The organism is Mycobacteroides sp. LB1, from assembly GCF_013449725.1.
Lineage (GTDB): Bacteria > Actinomycetota > Actinomycetes > Mycobacteriales > Mycobacteriaceae > Mycobacterium.
Genome location: NZ_JACCFF010000007.1, coordinates 1 through 24,793 on the forward strand (window position 1 = coordinate 1; position 24,793 = coordinate 24,793).

The following is a 24,793-nucleotide window of genomic DNA, read 5'->3' on the forward strand; positions in this document are numbered from 1 at the left end:
CGGAAGCCTCGTACATTCAGACCACCAACCTGCTGCCATCGGCCGGTATCAACGTGGACCTGGGCAATGGCCCCGGTATCCAGGAAGTTGCCACCTTCTCCGTTGCCATCGCCGGCCCCAAGGGTGCCGTCGCGGTGAGCAACGCACACGGCACCGTGACCGGCGCGGCCGGCGGTGTCCTCCTGCGCCCCTACGCCCGACTGATCAGTTCCGCGGGTGACAGTGTCACCACCTACGGCGAGACCTGGGACATGAAGTAACGGAACCTTCGTCAATATCTGGGCAACAAGCGTTTTCACATAGGAGTTTCTCCTGCTAGATTGACGGCCTCATGAACGTCGAGCCGTCATCACGCGGGTCAGGGGGTCTTCTTATGCACAGCAGTGTGTGTTGGACGCTCGAGTGCGTGGACGTGGTGTTTGTGGCCATTACGAGTCCTGGGATATGCGGCTGTCGCCATTACTCAATAGGCCCGGTGCCGTAGCAGACTGCCCGGTGGCCGAGTCTGTCAATCACTGTTGTGAGTTAGCTTCCCGGAAACATACAGGAAACTCACAGGGACGATTCGGCCGTTACGTTTGGCCCGCCTGAGCAACAATGTGGTTCTGGCGAAGTAGGCATTTGCCCTGGCGCGTATCCGCCCCGAGAACTGAGGGAACTAAATGAGAACAGTTGGCATTCGGCAGGTCGTGCACAACACCCTCACGCGACTGATTCTGACTGTCACCTGTGTCGTCGGCCTGGCGGTTATCGGGACGGGTACCGCCGCCGCGGGTCTGGATGATGAGCTGACTCTGGTGGATGGCAAGGGGCGCACGCTCAGGGTTCAGCAGTGGGACACCTTCTTGAATGGTGTGTTTCCGCTGGACCGCAACCGCCTGACGCGCGAGTGGTTCCACTCTGGGCGGGCGGTCTATGAGGTGACGGGTCCGGGTGCCGATGCCTTCGAGGGAACTCTGGAGCTGGGCTACCAGGTGGGTTACCCGTGGTCGTTGGGCGTGGGGCTTAACTTCAACTACACGACCCCGAATGTCTCGGTGCTGTACGGCATCCCGAACGTGTTCCCGAACGGTGCGCCGGAAGCCTCGTACATTCAGACCACCAACCTGCTGCCATCGGCCGGTATCAACGTGGACCTGGGCAATGGCCCCGGTATCCAGGAAGTTGCCACCTTCTCCGTTGCCATCGCCGGCCCCAAGGGTGCTGTCGCGGTGAGCAACGCACACGGCACCGTGACCGGCGCCGCGGGCGGTGTGCTGCTCCGCCCCTTTGCGCGCCTCATCAGCAGCGCGGGTGACAGCGTTACCACCTACGGCGAGACCTGGGATATGAAGTGACGACCCAGGCAGGGTCGGGCAGAAGTTAGGACGCCTTCTTCTGCTCGGCCAGCAGATCGCGAATCTCGACGAGCAGCTCCGCTTCGGTTGCCGCCGCAGGCTCCTCACCGGACTTGGCCAGGCGATCTTTGAGCGTGTTGTACGGCAGGACGACAACGAAGTAGACGACCGCCGCGATGAGGATGAAATTGATAGTGGCGGTGATCAGGACGTTGAAGTCCAGGTACTGCCCGCCACCGATGCCGACTCTGAGCGCAGGGTGATCGGAATTGGAGCCGGTGCCAATCCGATTGATCAATGGCTGGATGATGGCATCGCTGAACTTGGTGACCACCGCGGTGAAGGCGGCACCGATGACGACCGCGACCGCGAGGTCAATGACGTTGCCACGCAGTAGAAAATCTCTGAATCCCTTGAGCATGGTCCGACCTTAACGGAAGGTCAGCGTTACCGCCTGCACCAACGCGATTGCGGCAACACGATTTGCCTGCTGTGGTGGCAGAGCGACCATTACGGCCCGCTGCGTCCCAACGCCTTTGGTGGCGGGTTTCGGTGACACCAGCACGACCACGGCGCCGGTAGCCAGCACCGTGGGTTCGGGCGGAGAGTCGCTGGACGTGCCCGGTCCACGGTCGGCCACCGTCAGGATGTCGACGATATCGCCGGTGCGGATCATGTCGAGGACAGTGGCATCGGCCAGTGGCACCGGGACGATGCGGGCGTCCTTGCCCGCGGCCGACTCGGCCAACCTCGGGCCCAGCACACGTAAATCGGTCAGCATTTCCCCGCGCCGAACCGGTCCGGCCAGCGTCGCGCCCACGACGGACCCGGCTTCGGTACGGGCGCCATCGGGAAGGGTCGATGCCGACCGCTTTTCGAGCTTCACGTCATCGCCGGCCAGGATCGTGCCAGGGGGCAGGTCGTGGGCGGCAACTACGACATCGGAGCGATCGTTGGCCGGGTCGGGGCGGAATGCCAGCACTGCCGCAAAGAGCACCAGGATCGCCGCCGTGATTCTGCGGGCAAGCGCTGTGCGTGCCCAATCGGGGCGAAGTGCTGCCGATATGCGTTGCAGCGCAGTGGGATCAAGGGGCGAGTGGGCCATGCTCCCACGCTAGGGCTGCGCCTATTGCGGTGTCAGCACCCAATTCGCTGCTGTGGATAACCCGTCAGCCGGCGGCTGCGGAAGCGGTGGCGGGCGACGAGGAAGAACCTGCACCGGATGTGCTCGAAGTCGACGAGGAGCTGCTCGCCGAAGTCTCCGCGGACGAGGTCTTGGATTCGGTTTTGGCACCGGAATCGCTCTTCGCGGCGGCGTCCACGCTGCCTGAGCGGCTGTCGGTGCGGTAGAAGCCGCTGCCCTTGAACACGATGCCCACCGAGTTGAACAACTTGCGCAGCGTGCCCGAGCACTTCTGGCACACGGTCAGGGCATTGTCAGTGAACGCCTGGACGATGTCGAACTTGTCGCCACAGTCGGTACACGCATAGGAATAGGTGGGCATGGGTCCTCCGGAAGATGAAACGCCACTAGCACTCTACCGTTTGGAGTGCCAGGGCCGCCACATCGGTCAGCCGAGTGTGACCAATCCGTCGGCGGTCAGCGCATGCGTCACCGGCACATCGTGCGGGCCCGCGGGGATCTTGTCGAGGATCTCGCCGACATAAAGGGGTGCGATAAGGGCCACGGAGGCGGCGACGAACCCCAGTGATCGGTCGTAGAACCCCGCGCCACGGCCCAGCCGGTTGCCCCTCCCATCCACCGCGAGCGCGGGAATCAGAACGAGCTCGGCTTCCGCGAGGGTGGCCGGACCGGAGACCGGGGGGCCGGGTTCTCGCAGGCCGAACGGGGCATCCACCAGTTCTCCGGGACGGTATTGCCCCCAGGCCAGCGCCGTTGGCGTTCCCGTCTCGTCATTGCGCGCGACCGGCAACAGAACCTGTACGCCGCGGGTGACCAGGGCGTCGAGCATCTCGACCGATCCGGGCTCGGATCCCACGGGGAGGTACGCGGCGATAGTCGACAATCCCGAGGTCGCCGTCAGGACATGCGCGGTGAGCGCGTCGTTCTGCTTTTCGCGCTCGGCGCACGACATCGCGCGTCGTGCCTGCACAATCTGTTGCCGCAGGACGTGCTTGATGTTCTGAGAGGCGCCGATTCCGTGACGGTACCGCCTTGCCAGTGCAATTCCGTGGTCAGTGGTTAGGGTGAGTGGCTATGACGACGCCAGACGGTCTTCGCGCAAGCGGCTCATCTCCCGCCGAGGTGTCGATCCCCCGCACCGCGGTGGTTCCCGCGGCCGGCCTGGGAACCCGATTTCTACCGGCGACCAAGACGGTGCCCAAGGAGCTGCTACCGGTTGTCGACACCCCCGGTATCGAGCTGGTAGCCGAGGAGGCCGCCGAGGCCGGGGCACAGCGGCTGGTGATCGTCACCTCCGAAGGGAAGGACGGCGTCGTCGCACACTTCGTCGAGGATCTGGTGCTCGAGGGCACTCTCGAGGACCGCGGGAAGCACGCGATGCTCGCGAAGGTCCGCCGTGCGCCCGGGATCATCAAGGTGCAGTCGGTGGTGCAGGCCGAGCCGCTAGGTCTCGGGCATGCCGTGGGCTGTGTCGAGTCGGTACTCGACGACGACGAGGACGCCATCGCGGTGCTGCTGCCCGATGACCTGGTGTGGCCGCGCGGAGTGCTGCAGACCATGGCTAAGGTCCGGGCCAAGCGGGGCGGCTCTGTGCTTTGTGCCATCGAGGTCAAACCTGAGGAGATCAGTTCCTACGGCGCCTTCGACGTCGAGATCGTCCCCGATGCCGCCAACCCGAATGTGTTGCGCGTCAAGGGAATGGTCGAGAAGCCCAAGGTCGAGGACGCCCCGTCGAATTATGCGGCGGCGGGGCGCTACCTGCTGGACCGGGTGATATTCGACGCGCTCAAGCGCACCCCACGTGGCGCCGGTGGCGAGATACAGCTCACCGATGCCATCGCGCTGCTGATCGACGAGGGGCATCCGGTGCATGTGGTCGTGCATCGCGGATCACGACACGACCTGGGAAATCCCGGCGGCTATCTCAAGGCTGCTGTTGACTTTGCGTTGGACCGCGACGATTACGGTCCAGGCTTGCGGCAGTGGCTAGTCGAACGGCTCGGCCTGGGGCCGGCCGTCCTGCCTGAATCCTAGTAGGCGGTCCGCGAGGGCTTTTAACGAGAGGGACCAGTGCGTTCGGTCGAGGAGCAGCAGGCCAGAGTGACGGCGGCTGCGGTTGCGCCGCGCCCGGTTCGGGTGGCGATCGCCGAAGCCCAGGGTTTGTTGTGCGCTGAGGAAGTGGTGACGGTTCGGCCGCTGCCCGGGTTCGATCAGGCCGCCATCGACGGGTACGCCGTGCGCAGTGTCGACGTGCAGGCCGCCGGTGGTGTGGTGCGTGTTATCAGCCCGGGTGAGGGCGGCGGTCCGGATGAAGAAGACGACGGCGAGGAATCCAGCGGCGAGATCGGAACGGTCGAGCTGCCCGTCGTCGGCACGGTGCGGGTGGGGGAGCGCACGCCCACCCGGCTGCAACCGCGTCAGGCGGTGCGGGTGCAAACCGGCGCCCCCATGCCGACGCTGGCGGACGCGGTGCTGCCATTGCGGTGGTCTGAAGGTGGCGAGGCGCGGGTCAAGGTACTGCGCGCGGTGCGTTCGGGTGACTATGTGCGGCGCGCCGGCGATGACGTGCAACCCGGCGATGTCGCCGTGCGGGCGGGCACGATCATCGGCGCGGCCCAGGTCGGATTGCTGGCGGCGGTGGGACGTGATCGGGTGCTCGTGCATCCGAGGCCACGGCTGTCGGTGATCAGTGTCGGTGGCGAGCTTGTCGACGTCGACCGGACGCCGGGGAACGGCCAGGTGTACGACGTGAATTCCTATGCGCTGGCTGCCGCGGCGCGCGATGCCGGAGCCGATGTCAACCGGGTGGGCATCGTCAGCGCCGAGCCCGCTGCGTTCCGCGAGGTGGTCGAGGGCCAACTGAACCGGGCCGAGGTGGTTGTCATCTCGGGTGCGGTAGGCGGTGCCGCTGCCGAGGGGATTCGCGAGGCGCTTTCGGCATTGGGCGATATGGAGGTCGGGCGTATCGCTATGCATCCGGGTTCGGTGCAGGGCTTCGGTCAGCTGGGCCGCGATGCGGTGCCGACCTTCCTGCTGCCCGCGAACCCGGTCGGTGCCCTGGTGGTCTTCGAGGTGATGGTGCGGCCGCTGATTCGGCTGGCGTTGGGACGCCGGCACTCGCAACGTCGAATTGTGCGGGCGCGTGCCGTGTCTCCTATTACGTCCATTGCGGGCCGCAAGGGCTTCCTGCGGGGACAGCTGATGCGCGACCAGGACACCGGCGAGTACCTGGTGCAGGTTCTTGGCGCCCCGGGTGCGTCGTCGCATCTACTCGCGACGCTCGCTGAAGCGAATTGCCTCGTGATAGTGCCCGCCGAGGTTGAGCAGGTCCGCACCGGGGAGATCGTCGAGGTCGCGTTCCTGGCACAGCGCGGATGAGCCGCTTGCGCGAAGGCCGGGGGTGCGGATGAGCGTCTGGCGTCAGGAGAGTGCGCACCCAGGCTGGCCGATGCCGCTCGGGAAGCTGCGTGTGCCTGCGGGGGTGGTGTCGGTGCGGCCCATCCGGTTGCGGGACGGGATGGCGTGGAGCCGGGCGAGGCTGGCCGATCAGTCGCATCTGCAGCCGTGGGAGCCGTCCTCTGAGGTTGACTGGATGGCGAGACACGGTGTGTCGTCGTGGCCGGCGCTGTGTTCGGGCCTGCGCGCCGAGGCGCGTAAGGGGCGGATGATTCCGTGCGCGATCGAGCTGAACGGGAATTTCGTCGGACAGCTGACGATCGGCAATGTCGCGCACGGCGCGCTGCGTTCGGCGTGGATCGGATATTGGGTGGTCAGCACGGTAACCCGGCAGGGGGTGGCGACCGCGGCGCTTGCGCTGGGGCTGGATCACTGTTTCGGGCCCGTCACTCTGCACCGGGTAGAGGCGACGGTGCGGCCGGAGAACGGGGCCAGCCGCGCAGTGCTGTCCAAGGTCGGCTTTCGCGAGGAAGGCCTGCTCAAGCGGTACCTCGACGTCGACGGTGCGTGGCGCGATCACCTGCTGGTGGCGATGACGGTTGAAGAGGTGCGGGGTTCGGTGGCCGCGATGCTGGTGCGTTCCGGCAACGCCAGCTGGGCCTAGAGGTCACTTCGTTTCTCCCCGCGAGCAGACGCGTACTGCACGCGGGTCCTGGGTTTTCTGTGCACTAAGCGTCTGCTCGCCGAGATATTACTGAGACAGATGTGACTATTGGGGCCTGTGATGCTTGCCCCTGTAGAATTACAGGTGTGTAATTGGTATCGGCGCGCCTCGTAACGTGCGCAGATCGCCAACCTAGCCTTGACCTGAGGCTCGGGGCCAAGCACGAAAGACGCGCACAGAGAAAGGAGCAGGCTGACATGCCTAGCATCCCCCAATCGGTGCTGTGGATCGGACTGGTCGTGCTGTGGCTGTTCGTCCTGGTACCGATGCTGATCAACAAACGTGACGTGGTGAAACGCACCAGCGATGTCGCCCTGGCGACCCGGGTTCTCAACGGGAAAGCCGCCAAGCTGCTGCGTCGTGCCGGTCCCGCCGCGGGTCACCGCAGCGACCCGGACTTCCGTCGTGAGGACATCGACGAACTTGAGGACGAGGAAGACGAAACCTCGACTGGAGTGATCGCGAGTGCGCTCACCGAGGAAGACCAGGACGCCGCGCGGGCCGTGAAGGCCATGGCTGTCCGCAGGGTCGAGAAGGTTCGGTCCGAATCGAGCGAGGGTGATGAGCCCGTCGACGTTGATGTCGTCGACGAGGACGCGACCGCGCTGCCTGCCGGCGAAGTCACACTGTCCGATGACCTTGAGGATCTGGAGGAGGCGCCTGTCGCCGAAACCGATTCGGGCACGTACGAATACATCGACGACACCTCCGGTCTGACCATTCCCGCCGAGCCTTCGCGGGAGCGCCATCAGGCCCCGCCCGTGTACAGCTCGTCACGCCGCCGCCGGTTTGACCCCGAGACGATGGCCAAGGAGAACGCACGCAAGTTCGCTTTCCGTAAGCGGGTGTTGATGGGTCTGGTTGGGGCGATGGTCCTCGCCGGTGTGGTGGCCGCGACCGCGACTACGGGCGCCTGGTGGGCGTGCGGCGGTCTTGCTGTGGTGGCAACGCTCTACCTGGGTTACCTGCGCCGTCAGACACGTATCGAGGAGCAGCTGCGCCGGCGCCGCGCCGCGCGTTACCAGCGTGCGCGCGTGGTGGGTGTGGAGAACGTGGCCGATCGTGAGCTTGATGTGGTACCTCAGCGCCTGCGTCGGCCGGGGGCCGCTGTCCTCGAAATCGATGATGAGGACCCGGTTTTCGAGCACCTGGACTACTACGACGAGCCGCGGCCGCAACGCATGCCGCATGCGGTGGGTCAGTAGTTATCTGATTCGGTCAGACGCGGGACGGCTGGTAAGGTCTTACCGGTCTTGGGGCTATAGCGCAGTTGGTAGCGCGTCTCGTTCGCATCGAGAAGGTCGGGAGTTCGATTCTCCCTAGCTCCACCATGAAGCCCCCGCTAGTCGGGGGTTTTTCTTTGGCCGACGGGTCCAGCGCTCGTGGCAGTGCTCATTTACTCGTCGGGTTCGCCAACAGATTCGGGCTTTTCCTCAGTGTTGGGCTTCGTAGTGCGGCCAGGATTGCCAATACGGCGGTTGAGCGCAAATACGGGCCCCGCCGCCCGTGCCACCAGGGGTGGTATCGCCTGTCTTGCTCTGCGGGTGTTGAAGAGCCCTGAATTCATGCCGACACCGATAAGTGTCATCGCCACGATCACTGCTATCCCGACGAACGTTGTCGTCATACGCCCCACAGTATCGTCATGCGCTGACCTGCGCCCCGAGCTGTTGGTGCTGGCGATCAGGACTGATAGAGGCGCCGAGCCCCTAGCCAGCCGATCCCGGCCACCGCGGCGGGGACGGCAAATATTGCTAGCAGGACCGGGAGCTCCTCGGCGACTCCGTACCCCGCCTCGAAGACTCCGACGCCCATGTTGAACACAGCAACGCCGGCCCAGGCGACCAGGAAGTGCGTGACGGCGCTCTGTATCCCTACCTTCTTGACCAAGGCGCCGACGGCAAGGAACGCCAGTGCTGCGATAACTCCGACGATGATGATGATCGCGGTCCGGCTCATAGCGATGAACCTTAGGTCATGTGATGCTCGACGGGGCAACATCATGTCCCCCGCCACGTAGCCTTGCGTGCGTGCCGACTCCCGATCTGCAGCAGCTCGCGCCCGCGCTGTACCGCCTGCGTATTCCGGGCGGCCGGGCGCACCTGCTGAATTGCTACTTGTGGCTCGGTTCCGACGGCGTGACGCTCGTCGATACCGGGTGGCCAAACAGCGCAGCGTTGATCGAACAGGCGCTGCACCATCTTGGTAAGGACCGCGCAGACGTCAAGCGCATTGTGCTCACGCATTTTCACGAGGACCACGTCGGCGCTGCCGCGGAGATAGCCAGCTGGTCGACGGCCGATGTGATTGCGGGAGGGGCTGACTCGGCCTTCGTGACGGGAGACGGTCGCGGACCGGTGCCAGTGCTGACCGAAGGGGAGCGGGCCCTGCACCCGGGATTCGACGAGCCGCCGCACGGTCCGGCGTGCCGTGTCGACCGTCCCGTGCGCGATGGTGACGTTATGGACTTCGCTGGCGGTGCGCGCGTCATCGAGGTGCCCGGTCACACTCCGGGCAGTATCGCGCTCTACTTGCCGGAAGCCGATGCCGTGCTGACGGGCGATTCGGTGGCCGAGTTCAACGGGCAGGTCATCCTCGGCGTCTTCAACACCGACCGGGAAGCCGCGATGAACTCCCTGGCCAGGCTCGCTGTCACGGGCGCCCAGATCGCCGGTTTCGGCCATGGTGAGGCCGTACTGGAGAACGCCGGCGATCGGATCGCCGCGGCCATCGACGCCTTCAAATAGCCGGCACCGTCCAGGTTTTTCCCAGGTTGGCAGTTCACACTCTGCAGATGACGCGGACGCGTTGGGCCGGGTTGGGTCTCATTGCAATGGCTTGGGTGGCTGGGTGTGCGCATCCGGCGAGTCCGGTCGCGGAACAGCCGCCCACCCCGGAGATTGCCGAACTCAATGTCAGTGCGGCGGCAGCGGATTCACTGTTCGCCGGGCTCGACGAGGTCAAGTTCCTGGGTTTCCCGACGGCAGACACGACGCACACCGAGACCGCACCGATCTCCGGACCCGGCATCGACCCCGGGCAGCCCTGTGGGTTGTTGCGTGCCGTGACGTCGCAGGGTGACCTGGGCGATGGTTGGCAGGCATTCCGTCAGTTGTCCATCGGCAGCACGACGAACCGGTCTCAGGTGCTGCGCGAAGCCATCGCGATCTTTCCGGACAAGCCCGCCGCCCAAACCGAATTTCACCGGCTGACAGAGGCATTCAGCAAATGCAAGGCGCAGTCTGCTGACCCGAACGCGTTCGGTATGCACAACCCGATCACACTCGAGTGGGCCGATAACGCGGGCGCCACGGACGTACATACCACCGGAAACGTGGTGTATGAGGTGACCTCCTCGGGGGCAACCGATAACCCCGAGGTCGCCGGCCAGGTGGCCAACCAGATGAAGACCAACATCATCGACCCTGCTTAGAACCACCGCTGGAGTAGGTACTGTCCCGGTGTGCTTACAGAGCTGTATCACGGTGCGATCATCTTCCTGATCGTGCTGGCCGTCGTCACCTTCATCAGCGGCTTCTGGTTGACCAATCCCTATGGCCGCTTCGCCAAGCCCGGTGAGAAGTTCACCGCGCCCGCGAAGATCGGGTGGTTGACCTTCGAATGCCCGCAGTGGTGGGCGTTCACCGTCACCTTCTGGACTGTCGCGCACCACCACGGCGCACCGGCGCTGGTGTTGTATGTGTTGTGGCAGTGTCACTATCTGTACCGCGGACTGATCTATCCGCTCTCCCGTAAAGACAGCGGAAAACGCTTTCCTTACAGCGGGATTGCGTTTGGCTTCGTCTTCAACGCGGTCAATGGTTTCGCCAACGGATGTGCGGTCGCGTTTGCCGCGCATCTGCAGACCGCGGCCTGGTTCACCGACCCCCGGTTCATCCTGGGCGTGATCGTCGCCGTCACCGGATGGATCGTGAACTTCCAGGCCGACCGCATTCTCATCAACCTGCGGGCCGACGGATTCGATGGTTACCGGATCCCGTATGGCGGCGCGTTCCGTTGGGTGTCGGCGGCCAACTACTTCGGCGAGATCATCCTGTGGGCAGGCTGGGCGCTGATGGCGTGGACGCTGCCCGGCTTGATTTTCGTGGTGTTCTCGATCGCCAATCTGCTGCCGCGCGCGCTCTCGATCCATCGCTGGTACCGGGAGACGTTCCCTGACGAGTACCCGTGCGAGCGCAGGGCTATCGTTCCTGGGCTGCTGTAGGGACCTAAGCCCCCGCCTTTACGCACTACTTCAAAACGTAAGCGATTCGTGTAACACTGAGTTACACGATCAAAGTGGAGGTGGTGCGACATGGCTGCTCCGGTAACGGCCTCATATCCGAAGACTCGACGCATCAAATTCTGGTTCGGCGACCCGGTTCCGATGCGAAGGCACTTCGCCGATAACGACATCGCGTTGAGTCATGTCCTCGCGGGCGCCTCGGCGGTGTTCCCGCCGGGGGAGGAGTTCTTCGTCCGATCGGTGCGTCGCTACGCCGACAGGATCACCGAGCCGACGTTGAAGAAACGCGTCGCCGGATTCATCGGGCAGGAGGTCACCCACGGCCTGCATCATCGTGAGCTCAACGAGAAGCTCACAGAAATGGGCTATCGCAGCAAGATGGTCGAGACGATTGGTCGCCGCGCAGGCAAGGTCGAGGACTACGTCGACAAGTACCTGCCGAACATGGACCGCCTGAAGTACGCCAGGCTGACCATGCTTGCCGTCACCGCGGCCCTTGAGCATTACACCGCGGTCCTGGCCGAGCGCCTGCTGGAAAGCGGGGAGCTCCAAGCCATGGTGACCGACGACGAGGTGCGGAATCTGTTGTACTGGCACGCGATCGAGGAGCTGGAGCACAAATCGGTCGCCTTCGACGTCTATCGTGCGGTCGGCGGACCCGAATGGCTGCGGCGCGCGGTGATGGCCGTCATTTGGGCCGGAACCGTTCCTTTCGCCACAGGTGGCTCGTGGTTCTCCATCGCGTGGAGCGATCCGGACGGACGTCGCCAGCTGGGGCGGGTGATCCGCGAGACGGTCGGGTTGATCCGTGGCCCCCTGCTCAACGACGGGATGATCCTTCGGCTGGCCGTCTACATGAAGAAGGACTTCCATCCCGACGATCTCAACACCGATGCGCTGCTGGACCGGTGGAGCGCCGAGTTATTCGGTGCCGAGGGCACCTTGGTTGATCATTTGAAGTAGAGACAACAATGACCCGGGCTTGTGGCCCGGGTCATTGTTGGTTCCTGCTGCGGTTCAGCAGCTCAGTGCGACGTGCGCGACCTTGCGATCGACCGTCGGCACGGTGGTGGGGTTGTTCCGCACATCCCGGGCCGCCTGCACGTTGTTGACGGGCGACTCTTGTGTGACCGACTCGACGGTGCACTTGGTCAGGTCACCGGCGCCCGTCTTGGAGACGATCACTCGGTACCCGTTGGACTTGAGGTCATTGATGACGGTGTTGGCATCGCCCGATCCTGTCGGTCCGGCGAGCGCAACACTTGCCGATCCCAGCGACGCCCCGATGATGCCAGCTGCCGCAATACCTGCAAATAACAATTTCTTCACAATTTCACTCCTCTTTGCCTCGTTCCCCGTGGCCCAGGTGTTACGGCAATGTATCCGCGTACCACTCAAAGGCCTGACCCCGACGCTGAAAACCGGCTCTGAATCATCAACGTTCGTGAATCTATCCAGTCCAACGCGGTAATACTCGGAATGATTCCCACTCGGGGAAATTAACGTCGAATTCATAGCCGGGTCTGCGCACTCTCTCAGGCGGCGCGGCTACAGGGCCTGCATGCAGGCGGCAGCCAGCGAACTGGCAAATCTAGTTAGGTAAGGCTAACTACACGTTGCAGTTAAGTGAGATGTACACCAATCGATGGTCGAGTACCCGTACCGGCAGCACTAACCATTTACCGCTGGGCATCCAGGTCCGCTGATACTCGGTGCGGTAGACATCCTGCCCGTTGCGGATGTTCGACACGGTGCACTTGTTGGTGGGGGCGGAGCCGTTTCGGTCGACGATGACCTGGTAGCCCTGCGATTGGTACTGGTTGATGACCGACTGTGCGTCATCGGCGAGTGCCGTCCCGGGGGTAATGGCCATCAATGCGCCGACGCCCAATGCTGTCAGGCACAACTGACTCAGCCGAACCACCGTCTTCATCCCACACACCATCCTCACAGATTTTAACGCTGGGCCACACAAGCATTGTTCCTCATAGGTGCAATCGTTTTTTCGTTCCGAATCGATACAGTGGCCGGGTGCTGAAGCCGGTGACCGTCAAGAGATGCGGAGTTTGGGGCGCCTGTGCGCTTGCGCTAGTCGTGTCGGGGTGCAGCCGAACCGTTCAGGATCCCGTCAACCACCATGTGAAGATCGGGAACATCGCCTCGCTGAAAAGCCAGTTCGGGCCGGAGTTCACGGTCAAGGCGATGGAACCGGCGGGGATGGACCCCAAGATGCTCTCGCCCGCTCCACTGCCGCCGGGTATGACGGTCGACCCCGCTGGCTGTGCCAAGTACAGCGGCGGCAGCGCCGTCCCGGGTGGGCTCAAGGGGAACATGGCCGCGCTGACCGCGACCGGCGCGGGTAATCAATATGTGGCGGTCGCGGTGGAAACCTCGCAGGAGGTTCCCTTCGACCCCGCAGTGTCCGAGCAATGCAAGAAGGTCGACTTCCGCGGCAATGGGATTGTGGGACGCACCGAGGTGATCGACGCGCCCGCCATTGACGGCGCGCGCACGCTCGGCATGAAGCGCGACGTACTCAGTGGAACCTCCGGCAAGACGGTCGGCCAGGAGGTGTTGAACTACTCGGCCTATCTCGGCCGGTACATGGTGGTGGTCACGGTCAGCCCGGTCGCCGTTGGAAATGTTCCGCCCGCACCACCCGACGGTAAACGTGCATCGGATCTGCTGGTCAAGGCGGTTGCCGCCGTCCGGACCTAGCGTACGTCGCGCGGTCGGTATTGCAGGCTGATGCGCGGCCCCACCGGTTTGGAGGTCTTGGGGATCGCGTGTTCCCAGGTTCGTTGGCAGGAGCCGCCCATCACCAAGAGGTCGCCGTGACCCACGTTGACGCGGATCGAGTCACCGCCAAGTCGTGGCCGTAGCGCGAAAGTGCGTGTGGCGCCGATACTTACGATCGCCACCATGGTGTCTTCGCGCAGGCCGCGACCGATGGTATCGCCGTGCCAGGCGACGCTGTCGGTGCCGTCGCGGTACTGACACAGGCCCACTGTGGTGAACGGCTCGCCGAGCTCGTCGGTGTACTCGCCGTTGAGCCGATCGCAGATCGTCTCCAGTACCGGGTGTGGTGGTGCGCCCGCGGTCAGATCGTGGAAGCTGACCAGCCGGGGGACGTCGAGGGTGCGGTCGTACATGCGGCGACGCTCCGCCCGCCACGGCACCTGTGTCATGAGCTGGCCCATGAGATTGTCTGCACGTCCCAGCCATTCGTGGTGCACCTCAAGCCAAGCGTTGCCTGTCAATTGGCGGCGAGGGACCGGTGGGGCGCCGAACAGCGATGCCTGAACAGCGTGTTGTGCTGCGCGTGTCACCTCCACATCGTATCGCACACATGTTCGATTGCATGGCAAGCTAGCGTCATCTCATGACGGATGCGCCAGTGCTGGGTGCCAATTCAGAGGTCGGACGGCTGCGGGCGGTTGTGTTGCACCGACCCGGTGACGAGCTCAAGCGGCTGACTCCGCGCAACAATGACCAACTGCTGTTCGACGGTCTGCCGTGGGTGGCACGTGCGCAGGAGGAGCACGACGCCTTCGCTGAGGTGTTGCGGTCCCGTGGTGTCGAGGTGCTGCTGCTCTCCGAGCTATTGCGCGAGGCGCTCGCCAGCGGTGCCGCCCGAGTGCAGGGCATCTCCGCGGCGGTCAACGCGCGCAGGCTGGGTTATGTTCTGGCGCAAGATCTTTCGGAGTACCTGAGGTCACTGGGTGCCGCCGATCTCGCATACGTGCTGATGTCCGGGATGACGTTCGACGAGCTGCCGGTTGGCGGCAAGGTGGCGCAGCCGTCGCTGGTGCGCACTATGCACCACGGATCGGATTTCGTCATCGAGCCTCTTCCGAACCTGCTGTTCACCCGCGACTCGTCGTTCTGGATCGGTCGCAAGTTCGCGATCACCTCGCTCGCGTTGCCGGCCCGGGTGCGCGAGACATCGCTCACCGACCTGATCTATGCCCACCACCCGCGGTTCCTTGGGGTGCGTCGCGCCTACGAGTCGCATTCGGCTCCCGTCGAGGGCGGCGACGTGTTGCTGTTGGGTCCCGGTGTGGTGGCGGTCGGTGTGGGGGAGCGCACCACCCCTGCCGGTGCGGAAGCCTTGGCGCGCAGTCTGTTCGATGACGACCTGGCGCACACTGTGCTCGCGGTGCCCATCGCGCAGGAACGTGCGTCCATGCATCTGGACACCGTCTGCACCATGGTCGACACCGATGCCGTCGTGATGTATCCGGCAATACAGGATTCGCTGTCGGCGTTTACCATCCGTCGCTCCGATGCTGGTGTCAGCATCTCGGGTTCGGCGCCATTCGTGGAAGCGGCGGCTGATGCGATGGGCATCGGCAAGCTGCGCGTCATCGATACCGGGCTGGATCCCGTTACCGCTGAGCGCGAGCAGTGGGATGACGGCAACAACACCCTGGCGTTGGCGCCCGGTGTCGTCGTCGCCTACGAGCGCAACGTGGAAACGAATGCGCGCCTGGAGGCCTCGGGTGTTGAGGTGCTGGCCATCTCGGCATCGGAGCTGGGCACCGGCCGGGGTGGGCCGCGGTGCATGTCCTGCCCGGTATCCCGCGACTTCATCTGATGCCGACACGCCGTCTTATGGCGAACTTGTGCGAGACGAACACGCCGCAACACGGCGTGTCGGCGGTTGGGGCGGCCGCTTCTAGCGCGGCCCCTTTTCGGCGGCGTCGGAAATCAGCGCCAGCTGGGCAGCCACATCTCCATGTTCCACATGAACTGTGAGATGGCGGCCCCGGTGAGGATGGGATAGAGCCACGCGAAGTTGGTGACCACCACCGCCAGATAGAACGTTGCGATGAACATTCGCAACGATTTTCGCTCTGGGTTGGCAACAGGTTTACGCAAGAAGTCGCCGATGATGAACGCGATCATCATCACCAGGAACGGGATCATCGGGGTGGCATAGAAGAAGTACATCTGCCGGTCGATATTGATGAACCACGGCAGCCACCCCGCGCAGTATCCGACGAGTGCTGCCGCATAGCGCCAGTCGCGCCGGATCAGTGCCGCCCACAAGGCCCACAACAGCACCGGAACCGCCAACCACCAGATGGCCGGGGTGCCGACCAACAGCACCGCGCGCACACAGGAATTGGCGCCACAGCCGGGGATGTTCTTTTCCTCGATGGCATAGAGCAGCGGTCGCAGCGACATCGGCCACGTCCACGGTTTCGATTCCCACGGATGGTGATTCCCATTGGCATTGGTCAGCGTCGAATGGAATGTGTACACGCTGTGCGTGTAGTACCAGAGGGATCGGATGGCATCGGGCAGCCAGCCGCCGAGGCCGATCTGGCGTCCCTCGGCGTGCCGGTTGATACCCGTCTCGGAAGCGAACCACGACCAATACGAGGCCAGGTACACGACGAATGGAATGACCAGCAGCGCATACAGGGCGGGTCCTAGATCGCGCAGCAGGGTGCCGGCCCATGGTCGCTGTACCCCATACGCGCGCCGTGCCGCGATGTCGAACGCGATGCACAGCACCCCGAAGAACGCGATGAAGTAGAGCCCCGACCACTTTGTGCCGCAGGCCAATCCGAGCAGGATTCCGGCGCCGAAACGCCACCAGCGCACACCGAGGCGTGGGCCCCACGCCGTCTCGCCAATGCGTCCGTCGAGATACGCGTTGTACAGCCGTTCCCGAACTTGATCCCGGTCGACGATCAGCGCGCCAAAGGCGGCGACCACGAAGAGCACCTGGTACGCGTCGAGCAGCGCGGTGCGTGCGGTGACGAAGCTGACCCCGTCCGCGATCAGCAGCACCCCGGCGATGGCGCCCACCATGGTGGACCGGCCGATCCGTCGGGCGATGCGGGCGACCAGCAGCACAAGGATCGTGCCCGAGAGGGCGGCCGCGAATCGCCAGCCGAAAGAGTTGTATCCGAACAGCCATTCGCCGATGGCGATCATCTGTTTGCCGATGGGCGGATGCACCACGAGCCCGTAGCCGGGATTGTCCTCGACGCCGTTATTGGTGACGACCTGCCAGCCCTGCGGCACGTAGTGCTTCTCGTCGAAGACGGGGGTGCCGCGATCTGTGAGCGCTCCGAGATTGATGAACCGGGTGAGCGCCGCGATCGCCGTGATGACGGCGGTCATCACCCAGCCCTGCAGCCGGTCGGTGGGTCCGAAGTCCGCGGCCGGTATGCGGGGCCCGGGGGACTCGGTGCTGCCTGAGCTCCGACACGTCTCCCCCGAGGGGGGCAGGGTTGCGGGCGCGGTCACACGGTCGATCGTAGGGGAGGACTCCGGTGCGGCAATCTAGGTCCGGCGGGCAGGAGCGCGGCGACCTGGGGATCTAAACTGCCGGGATGGGGAACTTGCTGTTGGCGGCGACACCGCTGGGGGAGCCTGGGGATGCATCGCCTCGACTGCGTGAGGCGCTGGCCAAGACCTCGGTGGTGGCCGCCGAGGACACCCGGCGTGTTCGGGCGCTCGCCAAGTCGCTGGACGTACAGATCAGCGGGCAGATCATCAGCTTCTACGACCAGAACGAGGCCAGCCGCATCGAACCGCTGCTGGCCGATCTACACGCCGGGTATGACGTGCTGGTGGTCACCGATGCGGGGATGCCGTCGATCAGCGACCCGGGTTACCGCTTGGTCGCGGCATGCGTCAAAGAGGGGATAACGATCAAGTGTCTGCCCGGGCCTTCGGCGGTGACGACGGCGTTGGCCGTATCGGGGCTCCCGGTGGACCGATTCTGTTTCGAGGGATTTGCGCCCCGCAAGCAGGGACCCCGCAAGCGCTGGTTGGCCGCGCTTGTGACCGAGCCACGCACCTGCGTGTTCTTCGAGTCGCCGCGACGGCTGGCCGACACCCTGGCCGATGCGGTGGAGGTGCTGGGGCCGGAGCGCCGCGCGGCGGTATGTCGCGAGCTGACCAAAACGCATGAAGAGGTGCTGCGTGGCACGCTGCGCGAGTTGGCCGCGTGGGCCGAGGGCGACGTGCTGGGGGAGATCACCGTGGTGCTCGACGGCGGCGGCCCGCCGGTTCCCGAAATCGACGTCCTGGTGGCCAGGGTGGAGGAGTTGACGGACGACGGGATGGGGCTGCGTGAGTCCTGCGCGAAGGCCATCGGGGAGTCCGGCGCGACGCTGTCGCGACGCGACCTTTACGACGCGGTCGTCAAAGCGCGGGTTTAAGCGCTGCCATCGCCGTGAGGTCGACGGTGGCGGCCGCCTTGTGTAGACATTCCTGCCATTCGGCGTCGACGTCGGAGTCGGCGGTGATGCCCCCGCCCACGCCGAGAACGGCGGTGCCGTCGGGTGCGATTTCCACGGTGCGGATCGCGACGTTGAGTTCTAGGCCGGCTGCGGGAGACATCATGCCGACGGTGCCGCAGTACACCCCCCGATGCTGTGTTTCCCATTGGCGAAGCAGCTGGCGTGCACGGGTTTTCGGTGTTCCGGTCACCGACGCGGGTGGGAATGTAGCGGTAAGGAGGTCGCCGGCGGTGGTTTCCAAAGGCACCTGGGCTGCGACGGTGGACATCAAGTGCCACACGCCGGGCGCCGGGTAGACCGCGAGAAGTTCGGGGACCGTGACGGTTCCGGTGACGGCGATGCGCCCCAGGTCGTTGCGCACCAGATCGGTGATCATGATGTTCTCGGCGACATCCTTGACCGAGGTCAACAGTGCTGCGGGATTCTCGGTCGCGGCCAGTGTGCCCTTGATGGGGCTGGACCGAACATCGATACCGTTGCGTTGCAAGAACAGTTCGGGGGACAACGAAGCGACTGCACCCCATGCGCCGGATACGAAGGCCGCGCGCGCCGGTGCGGTCTGGGCGACCGCGTCGGCGAAGAAGTCCAGCGGGTCGCCCGCGAGCGCGCCGCGGAACTGGGTGCAGACACAGGCTTGGTACACCTCGCCGGCCGCGATGGCTTCCAGACAGCGGCCGACCGCGATGCGATGGTGTTCGCGCTCAGGTGCCGTCCAGTCGATGCACCACGGCAGCGGATCTTGAGATTGCGTGACTGCGTGGAGTATCCACTCAGGACAGTACCTATCGAGAAGGCTTTCGTACCACCAGCATTCGTCACTGTCGAGGCGTAGCACCGCTTCGGTCCAGCCGCCGGCCGCCGCCGGGAGTCGTCGAGCCTCGCTCCTTGAGGTCAGGTCCGGATATCCGAGGTAGCCGATCCAGCCGCCCCCCACGGCACCCGGCGGAACAGGGCCCACGTCAGACACTTTGTCGCTGAACGCTTGTCGCGGCAGCACAGGGCGAGCGGACAATGCGGGCGCGATGATTGCCTGAGAGCCGAACCAGGATCCGGTCAATGCCGCCGGTGATGGTCGGCCCGTCTCGGCTGCCGCGACGGCGATGGCGCGCAGCACGGTCGGCGCGGGGCCGAGGTCGCCGAGCTGCTGAACGCGCATCGGTCTAGTTTCGCAGACCCTTCACCAGGATCGCGCGGGTGTACAACAGGGAGAAGCCCTGGCGCTGGGTGTTCTGCTGGGATGCGGAACCGGGCTGGGTGGTGACCACCGCCAAGTCCGCACCGGCCTGCGCGGCGTCGTGCAGCCGGGTTGTCAGCAGAGCTGTCTGGATACCGCGACGACGATGTGGGGCAGCGGTGGCCGCACCGTTGAGCTGTGCGATGCCGTCGAGGGCACGCATGCTGGCGCCGCCGGCAATCGCTCCGTCACGTAGTGCGATGTAGCGCTGCTCCCCCGCAACGGTGGAGAGCGCCTCGATGGCGCGGGATAGCACCTCCCGCGGGAACGATTCGTGGGACGGGACCCCTTGCTCATCGGGTACGGCAAATCCTTCGACCACCACATCGAGCCAGCTGGACAGCTCATCGTTCCCGCTGTGCCGCACCGTGATGCCGTCGGGAACCACCGGCGCCGCAATGTCGCGGAGTGTCAGGCCCAGTACGTCCTCGAAGGACACCAGTCGATAGCCTCGACGGGTCAGCAGCTCGCAGACGGCGGGATCGCCCAGGCTCGCCACCTCGGCCTGAACCGGGGTGTGGCGCGCGGCGAACTCCTGCTCAATGGCGTCCAGCTCGGATTCTGTTGGCACACCGTTGAACCCGAGCCCGGCGATCTTGTTCAGGGGCGCGTCCGGCGCGGCGAACGACGCGACGCCGCCGGCCAGCGACATCACAAGGCCGTTCTCGTACCTCGCGGTTCCCGCGGCAATGGTGTCGGCTTCGGCGCGTTCGATGCGCGCAGCCATCTCGATATCACAGAACATGTGGGTGATTGTGTCCGAAGATCCGCCCCGACCGCCACCGGTTATCTGCTGATGTGGCGCGCTGTTTCGGCGGTGGCCAGCTTGTCGGGATTGCGGATCGCGAAAACATGCGCCACCTTGCCATCCGTGATCGAGACGGCAAGTACGGCGTCAAGACGTCCTTCGCTGTAGATCAGCAGGGCGGGCATGCTGTTGTAGGTGCTCAGCTCCAGGCGGACATCGGGGAATGAGGCGGCCGCCCGCGAGAGCCCGATCGCGACGCGTGCCACTCTGTCGGCCCCGTACACCGGACGCCGTGCGGCACTGACCTTGCCGCCGCCGTCGGATGTCCACACCGCGTCGGGGGCCAGCATTTCCACCAGCGCCTCGACATCGCCGCCGGCGGCGGCCAGCAGGAACTTGGTGGTTAGTTCTTCGGTCTGCTGGTCGGTGGGGGTGAACCGGCGCCGGCGTGACTGCACATGCTCTCGGGCGCGGTGCGCCATCTGACGCACCGCGGCCTCCGATTTGCATACGGTGGAAGCGATTTCGCTGTAGTCGAAGCCGAAGACCTCTCGCATGACGAATACCGCACGCTCGTCCGGTGCCAGGGTTTCTAACACCACGAGCATCGCCATCGACACCGATTCGGCCAGGACGACATCGGTCGAGGCGTCGTCCTCGGCCACCCGCATGGGTTCGGGCAGCCACGGCCCCACGTATTCCTCGCGCCGACGGCTATTGGCACGCAAGGTGTTCAGCGATTGGCGGCTGACGATCTGCGCCAGATACGCCTTGGTGTCTGTCACCGTGTCCAGGTCCACCTGCGCCCACCGCAGATAGCTCTCCTGCAGGACATCATCGGCTTCGGTTGCCGACCCGAGCATCTCGTACGCGATGGTGAACAGCAGTGGGCGCAGGTGGGTGAACAGGTCGGCGTGATTCATGGCGTTAGGCCTCAGAGAGCAGTGCTTCGGTGCGTACGCCGCCCTGGGGCCAGTAGTAGGCCTTCGGATGCTTGGCGGCCTGCGTCAGGAAGTAAACCGTTCCGCGGCATACCATTTCCTTGATGGCGGCACCGGCACGGCCACCGATGAACAGCTTGCGCGGCGTGTCATCGGCTCGTGAGGTCTGGATGACAGCGGCGCGGCGTCCGATGCTGACATTCTGCCCGACGAAGATCTGCCCGCCTGCTACCGGCTGCAGCCCGTCGACCAACGCCAGCACCGTCTTGACCGCCCGCGCGGCAAGCGGACTGGCGGCCTGGCAGCTCATCCGCAGTGGCACGCCCGACGGGCTGGCGGCGTCACCGGCCGCGACAATGCGCGGATCGTCGACGCTCACCAGGGTCTCGTCGGTGATCAGCCTCCCGAGCGCGTCTGTGTGTAGTCCGCTGTCCGCAGCCAGTTGCGGCACACCGAAACCTGCGGTCCATACGGTCAGTGCGCTCGGTAGTTCGCGTCCGTCGGACAGGATCACCGCATGCTCGTCCACCCGGGTGACGGTCGCGGGCAACAGCACCTCCACGCCCAGCTTGGCCAGCCGCTTGGCCACCGCGCGCCGGGCGGGTTCGCCCATCGAGGGCACCAATTGTGAGCCGCAGATCAGGGTTACCTGTCGTCCAGCCTCGGCGAGTTCTCCGGCCAGCTCCACGCCGGTAAGTCCCGCGCCGACCACGACGATCGGTGCGTCCGGTGCCAGCCGCTCGTACCGTGCTCGCACCTGCTGCGCGTGCTCGAACTCATTGATGGAGAACGCGTACTCGGCCGCACCCGGGATGTTGGGGGCCGTCGCGGTACTTCCCACGGCGTACACCAGGTAGTCGTATGGCAGCACTGCACCCGAGGCCAGTTCCAGCTTTTGACCGCCGGCGTCGATGCGGGTGACCTTGTCGACGACGAGCTGGATCGCCGGATTGAGCAGCTGGTTGTAGTCGACCGTCGCGCCCCGGTTACCGGCGACCATTTGGTGCAAACGGATCCGCTCGACGAAATGGGGCCGCGGATTGACCAGCGTTACGGTCACGTCTTGGTTAGCCCGCAGCTGATTCGCCGCCAGGGTTCCCGCGTAACCCCCGCCGATCACGATGACATTGGTTTGTGTGGTCATGGTGCACTCCTTTCATCCTGGATGCCCTCAAGACACCGGTGGAACGAAATCTGTGACAGACCGTGACTGGGATCACCCTTGGCGAACTACTTGACCACCTGATACTTGGGGAAAACCCCCGTGGGCGCGGGCAGGCTCAGCCCCGGCTTCAGGCGTTCACCGATGGACGCAAAGTCGCGCTGATCCTCGGACTGGCCCAAGAGATCCAGCAGCTTGGCGGCCGAATCGGGCATCACCGGTTGCACCAGCAGCGCGACTATCCGCACCACCTCGAGCGTCGTGAACAGCACCGTGTCGAAGCGCTTCTTATCGGCCGCATCGTCACTCTTCCCGAGCACCCAGGGTTCTTGGGAAGAGAAGTACCGGTTACTTGCGCCGAGTACTTGCCAGATCGCCTCCAGCGCAAGATGCATGGCGGGCACATCGAAATGCGTACGTGCCTGTTCCAGCAGCGCGCCGGCAGCGCCGAGGAGCTCGGTGTCGTGGACGGTGAATTCGCCTGGCTCCGGCACGATTCCGCCGAGATTCTTGGCCACCATGGAAAGGGACCGCTGAGCCAGGTTGCCCAGCTCGTTGGCGAGGTCGGCGTTGATCCGCCCGATCAGCCCGTCCTCGCTGTAGCTGCCGTCCTGCCCGAAGGGCACTTCGCGCAGTAGGAAGTAGCGCACCTGGTCCAGGCCGAACGTGTCGACGAGGTTGATCGGGTCAACGACGTTGCCGATCGACTTGCTCATCTTCTCGCCCTTGTTGGTGAGGAAGCCGTGCGCGAAAACCCGCTTGGGCAGCTCGATTCCGGCCGACATCAAGAAGGCGGGCCAGTACACGGTGTGGAATCGGATGATGTCCTTGCCGATCATGTGTACGTCGGCCGGCCAGTACCGCCTGAACGACTCCGATGAGGTGTCTGGGAAGCCCACCCCCGTCAAATAGTTAGTGAGGGCGTCCACCCACACGTACATGACGTGATCGGGATGGTCGGGTACCGGAACCCCCCAGTCGAAGGTGGTGCGGGAGATGGACAGATCGCGCAGCCCGCCCGAGACGAAGCTGACGACCTCATTGCGACGCACCACCGGCCCGATGAACTCCGGATGCGCCTCGTAATGCGCCAGCAGCTTGTCCTGGTAGGCCGACAGCTTGAAGAAGTAGGAATGCTCCTCGGTCCAGTCGACGGGGGTGCCCGTCGCGGTGGCGGTGCGAGTGCCATCGGGGGCGACGGTGGTCTCGGCGTCTGTGTAGTACGCCTCGTCGCGCACCGAGTACCAGCCGGAGTAGGTGTCGAGGTAAATGTCGCCGTTATCGGCCATCTTGCGCCAGAGCGCCTTGGATGCCTCGTAGTGATCCGGGTCGGTAGTACGGATGAATCGGTCGAAGGAGATGTTGAGCTTGCGCTGTAACGCCTCGAAGACATCGGAATTGCGGCGCGCGAGCTGCGCCGGGAGGATTCCGGCCGCCGCGGCCGCCTGCTCCACCTTCAAACCGTGCTCGTCGGTGCCGGTGAGGTACCGCACATCGAAGCCGTCCAGCCGCTTGAAGCGGGCGACGGCGTCGGTTGCGACGTACTCGTATGCGTGGCCGACGTGCGGCTCGCCGTTCGGATACGCGATAGCAGTGGTGATGTAGAACGGATCGGCCATAGTGGCTGTCACTTTATAGACTGGGAACACCATGACGCCCGGCGATAAACGGCAAGCCCCGCCCGACCGCGTTCGTTCCCGCCCGCCCGACCCGCTGCCGCTCGCGCCCCTCATCGATGCCCACACCCATTTAGATGCCTGCGGTGCCGACACCGTCGAGGACGTCCGTGCCATCGTCGACCACGCCGCGGCGGTCGGAGTGGGGCGTGTGGTGACCGTGGCCGATGACCTGGAGTCGGCGCGGTGGGCGGTGTCGGCCGCCGAGGGCGATGCGCGGGTGTATGCCGCCGTCGCCCTGCATCCCACGCGCGCGGGCGATCTCACCGACAGCGCACGCGATGAACTGGAAAAGCTCGCTGGACATCCTCGCGTCGTGGCGATCGGGGAGACCGGTTTGGATCTGTATTGGCCGGGTCGATTGGAGGGTTGTGCGGAGCCGTCGGTTCAGCGCGAAGCATTTGCTTGGCATATCGAGCTGGCTAAGCGGACGGGCAAGCCGCTGATGATTCACAACCGTGACGCCGATGCCGAAGTGCTCGACGTGCTGAAGTCGGAGGGCGCGCCGCCCTCGGTTATCTTCCACTGCTTTTCATCGGACGCCGAAATGGCGAAAAAGTGCGTCGCTGAGGGTTGGATCTTGAGTCTGTCGGGGACGGTGAGTTTCAAGAATGCACGCGCCCTGCGCGAGGCAGCTGCGCTCATTCCCGACGAACAGCTGCTGGTAGAGACGGACGCGCCCTACCTGACACCGCATCCGTATCGGGGTGCGCCCAACGAGTCGTATTGCCTGCCGTACACCGTTCGTGCGCTCGCGGAAATAACCGGGCAACGTGCCGAGCGATTAGCCGCCGCATCCACCGCGACGGCCATCAGGGTGTTCAAGATTGTTGATGAGTTGCCTCCGTGCGATGCTTTCGTTACCGTGTCGTGATCACATTGCCGGGGCTGGTCACCGTTGACGTCCGGTATCAAGGCAC

29 protein-coding genes and 1 tRNA gene are annotated in these 24,793 nt (G+C 64.6%); 15 read left to right on the top strand and 15 right to left on the bottom strand.

What is annotated here, in order from left to right; genetic code table 11:
• Both MLB1_RS21740 and MLB1_RS21745 read left to right on the top strand, forming a co-directional pair.
• The coding region (locus MLB1_RS21740; RefSeq protein WP_180751944.1) for an MspA family porin at window positions 1-260 on the top strand (260 nt) is incomplete at its 5' end.
• 402 nt (window positions 261-662) lie between these two features.
• Window positions 663-1,337 (top strand): MspA family porin, encoded by a 675-nt coding sequence (locus MLB1_RS21745; protein ID WP_180751945.1) that lies wholly within the window; start codon window positions 663-665, stop codon window positions 1,335-1,337.
• A gap of 25 nt (window positions 1,338-1,362) precedes the next feature.
• Here the strand turns inward: MLB1_RS21745 and mscL are convergent, their stop codons facing one another.
• The 4 genes from mscL to MLB1_RS21765 form a co-directional block, all read right to left on the bottom strand.
• Complete coding sequence (gene mscL / locus MLB1_RS21750) at window positions 1,363-1,758, bottom strand: large-conductance mechanosensitive channel protein MscL (protein ID WP_180751946.1); 396 nt, start codon at window positions 1,756-1,758, stop codon at window positions 1,363-1,365.
• A 9-nt stretch (window positions 1,759-1,767) separates the two neighbouring features.
• Window positions 1,768-2,442, bottom strand: a complete 675-nt coding sequence (locus MLB1_RS21755) for an SAF domain-containing protein (RefSeq protein ID WP_180751947.1) — start codon at window positions 2,440-2,442, stop codon at window positions 1,768-1,770.
• Window positions 2,443-2,506: 64 nt separating this feature from the next.
• Window positions 2,507-2,842 carry an FmdB family zinc ribbon protein gene (locus MLB1_RS21760; protein WP_180751948.1) on the bottom strand — a complete coding sequence of 112 codons (336 nt, stop codon included), beginning with the start codon at window positions 2,840-2,842 and terminating at the stop codon, window positions 2,507-2,509.
• A gap of 66 nt (window positions 2,843-2,908) precedes the next feature.
• The gene (locus tag MLB1_RS21765) at window positions 2,909-3,526 is read right to left on the bottom strand and encodes a 5-formyltetrahydrofolate cyclo-ligase (protein WP_371750686.1); all 618 of its coding nucleotides are present in this window, start codon (window positions 3,524-3,526) and stop codon (window positions 2,909-2,911) included.
• Window positions 3,527-3,555: 29 nt separating this feature from the next.
• On the opposite strand from MLB1_RS21765, the gene MLB1_RS21770 reads away from it, so the two are divergent.
• The 5 genes from MLB1_RS21770 (at window position 3,556) to MLB1_RS21790 (ending at window position 7,932) form a co-directional block, all read left to right on the top strand.
• Window positions 3,556-4,515, top strand: a complete 960-nt coding sequence (locus MLB1_RS21770) for a UTP--glucose-1-phosphate uridylyltransferase (RefSeq protein ID WP_180751949.1) — start codon at window positions 3,556-3,558, stop codon at window positions 4,513-4,515.
• A gap of 36 nt (window positions 4,516-4,551) precedes the next feature.
• Window positions 4,552-5,859, top strand: coding sequence for a gephyrin-like molybdotransferase Glp (gene glp, locus MLB1_RS21775; protein WP_180751950.1), 1,308 nt, complete (start codon window positions 4,552-4,554; stop codon window positions 5,857-5,859).
• A gap of 28 nt (window positions 5,860-5,887) precedes the next feature.
• Window positions 5,888-6,541 carry a GNAT family N-acetyltransferase gene (locus MLB1_RS21780; protein WP_180751951.1) on the top strand — a complete coding sequence of 218 codons (654 nt, stop codon included), beginning with the start codon at window positions 5,888-5,890 and terminating at the stop codon, window positions 6,539-6,541.
• A gap of 257 nt (window positions 6,542-6,798) precedes the next feature.
• Window positions 6,799-7,806, top strand: coding sequence for a gephyrin-like molybdotransferase receptor GlpR (gene glpR / locus MLB1_RS21785; protein ID WP_180751952.1), 1,008 nt, complete (start codon window positions 6,799-6,801; stop codon window positions 7,804-7,806).
• 50 nt (window positions 7,807-7,856) lie between these two features.
• Window positions 7,857-7,932: transfer RNA gene (locus MLB1_RS21790), tRNA-Ala, on the top strand.
• A gap of 65 nt (window positions 7,933-7,997) precedes the next feature.
• Here MLB1_RS21790 and MLB1_RS21795 read toward each other — a convergent pair.
• Window positions 7,998-8,228: a hypothetical protein gene (locus MLB1_RS21795; RefSeq protein WP_180751953.1), complete on the bottom strand. Its 231-nt coding sequence runs from the start codon at window positions 8,226-8,228 to the stop codon at window positions 7,998-8,000.
• Window positions 8,229-8,284: 56 nt separating this feature from the next.
• The gene (locus MLB1_RS21800; protein ID WP_180751954.1) at window positions 8,285-8,560 is read right to left on the bottom strand and encodes a hypothetical protein; all 276 of its coding nucleotides are present in this window, start codon (window positions 8,558-8,560) and stop codon (window positions 8,285-8,287) included.
• A 71-nt stretch (window positions 8,561-8,631) separates the two neighbouring features.
• Here MLB1_RS21800 and MLB1_RS21805 point away from each other — a divergent pair, with 71 nt between their 5' ends.
• From MLB1_RS21805 to MLB1_RS21820, 4 genes are all read left to right on the top strand, one after another.
• Window positions 8,632-9,348, top strand: a complete 717-nt coding sequence (locus MLB1_RS21805) for an MBL fold metallo-hydrolase (protein WP_180751955.1) — start codon at window positions 8,632-8,634, stop codon at window positions 9,346-9,348.
• 47 nt (window positions 9,349-9,395) lie between these two features.
• The gene (locus MLB1_RS21810; RefSeq protein ID WP_219603472.1) at window positions 9,396-10,034 is read left to right on the top strand and encodes a sensor domain-containing protein; all 639 of its coding nucleotides are present in this window, start codon (window positions 9,396-9,398) and stop codon (window positions 10,032-10,034) included.
• A 30-nt stretch (window positions 10,035-10,064) separates the two neighbouring features.
• The gene (locus MLB1_RS21815; protein WP_180751956.1) at window positions 10,065-10,826 is read left to right on the top strand and encodes a DUF1295 domain-containing protein; all 762 of its coding nucleotides are present in this window, start codon (window positions 10,065-10,067) and stop codon (window positions 10,824-10,826) included.
• Between the two features lie 90 nt (window positions 10,827-10,916).
• On the top strand, window positions 10,917-11,810 hold the full coding sequence (locus tag MLB1_RS21820; RefSeq protein ID WP_180751957.1) for a metal-dependent hydrolase: 894 nt from the start codon (window positions 10,917-10,919) through the stop codon (window positions 11,808-11,810).
• Window positions 11,811-11,864: 54 nt separating this feature from the next.
• On the opposite strand, the gene MLB1_RS21825 is transcribed toward MLB1_RS21820, so the two are convergent.
• Window positions 11,865-12,176: a hypothetical protein gene (locus MLB1_RS21825; RefSeq protein WP_180751958.1), complete on the bottom strand. Its 312-nt coding sequence runs from the start codon at window positions 12,174-12,176 to the stop codon at window positions 11,865-11,867.
• Window positions 12,177-12,456: 280 nt separating this feature from the next.
• Window positions 12,457-12,780: a hypothetical protein gene (locus tag MLB1_RS21830; protein WP_180751959.1), complete on the bottom strand. Its 324-nt coding sequence runs from the start codon at window positions 12,778-12,780 to the stop codon at window positions 12,457-12,459.
• A 98-nt stretch (window positions 12,781-12,878) separates the two neighbouring features.
• Here MLB1_RS21830 and MLB1_RS21835 point away from each other — a divergent pair, with 98 nt between their 5' ends.
• On the top strand, window positions 12,879-13,565 hold the full coding sequence (locus tag MLB1_RS21835) for a DUF5642 family protein (RefSeq protein ID WP_180751960.1): 687 nt from the start codon (window positions 12,879-12,881) through the stop codon (window positions 13,563-13,565).
• Here MLB1_RS21835 and MLB1_RS21840 read toward each other — a convergent pair.
• Entirely contained in the window at window positions 13,562-14,176 is a 615-nt protein-coding gene (locus tag MLB1_RS21840) for an alpha-ketoglutarate-dependent dioxygenase AlkB (protein WP_180751961.1), read from the bottom strand. The two genes, MLB1_RS21835 and MLB1_RS21840, sit on opposite strands and share 4 nt — an antisense overlap.
• 53 nt (window positions 14,177-14,229) lie before the next feature.
• Here MLB1_RS21840 and arcA point away from each other — a divergent pair, with 53 nt between their 5' ends.
• Window positions 14,230-15,444, top strand: a complete 1,215-nt coding sequence (arcA, locus tag MLB1_RS21845; protein ID WP_180751962.1) for an arginine deiminase — start codon at window positions 14,230-14,232, stop codon at window positions 15,442-15,444.
• A gap of 113 nt (window positions 15,445-15,557) precedes the next feature.
• On the opposite strand, the gene MLB1_RS21850 is transcribed toward arcA, so the two are convergent.
• Entirely contained in the window at window positions 15,558-17,111 is a 1,554-nt protein-coding gene (locus tag MLB1_RS21850; RefSeq protein WP_180751963.1) for a phospholipid carrier-dependent glycosyltransferase, read from the bottom strand.
• A gap of 86 nt (window positions 17,112-17,197) precedes the next feature.
• Between MLB1_RS21850 and rsmI the strand changes: the two genes are divergently transcribed.
• A complete protein-coding gene (gene rsmI, locus MLB1_RS21855; RefSeq protein ID WP_180751964.1) occupies window positions 17,198-18,031 on the top strand; it encodes a 16S rRNA (cytidine(1402)-2'-O)-methyltransferase in 834 nt (277 codons plus the stop codon).
• On the opposite strand, the gene MLB1_RS21860 is transcribed toward rsmI, so the two are convergent.
• The 5 genes from MLB1_RS21860 to metG form a co-directional block, all read right to left on the bottom strand.
• Window positions 18,015-19,268: an aminodeoxychorismate synthase component I gene (locus MLB1_RS21860; RefSeq protein WP_180751965.1), complete on the bottom strand. Its 1,254-nt coding sequence runs from the start codon at window positions 19,266-19,268 to the stop codon at window positions 18,015-18,017. The two genes, rsmI and MLB1_RS21860, sit on opposite strands and share 17 nt — an antisense overlap.
• Window positions 19,269-19,272: 4 nt before the next feature.
• Window positions 19,273-20,091, bottom strand: coding sequence for a GNAT family N-acetyltransferase (locus tag MLB1_RS21865; protein WP_180751966.1), 819 nt, complete (start codon window positions 20,089-20,091; stop codon window positions 19,273-19,275).
• A gap of 41 nt (window positions 20,092-20,132) precedes the next feature.
• Window positions 20,133-21,017 (bottom strand): RNA polymerase sigma-70 factor, encoded by an 885-nt coding sequence (locus tag MLB1_RS21870; RefSeq protein ID WP_180751967.1) that lies wholly within the window; start codon window positions 21,015-21,017, stop codon window positions 20,133-20,135.
• A 4-nt stretch (window positions 21,018-21,021) separates the two neighbouring features.
• The gene (locus MLB1_RS21875) at window positions 21,022-22,179 is read right to left on the bottom strand and encodes an FAD-dependent oxidoreductase (RefSeq protein WP_180751968.1); all 1,158 of its coding nucleotides are present in this window, start codon (window positions 22,177-22,179) and stop codon (window positions 21,022-21,024) included.
• Between the two features lie 86 nt (window positions 22,180-22,265).
• Window positions 22,266-23,816: a methionine--tRNA ligase gene (gene metG, locus MLB1_RS21880; protein ID WP_180751969.1), complete on the bottom strand. Its 1,551-nt coding sequence runs from the start codon at window positions 23,814-23,816 to the stop codon at window positions 22,266-22,268.
• A 31-nt stretch (window positions 23,817-23,847) separates the two neighbouring features.
• Between metG and MLB1_RS21885 the strand changes: the two genes are divergently transcribed.
• Window positions 23,848-24,747 carry a TatD family hydrolase gene (locus tag MLB1_RS21885; RefSeq protein WP_180751970.1) on the top strand — a complete coding sequence of 300 codons (900 nt, stop codon included), beginning with the start codon at window positions 23,848-23,850 and terminating at the stop codon, window positions 24,745-24,747.
• Window positions 24,748-24,793: the final 46 nt, after the last annotated feature.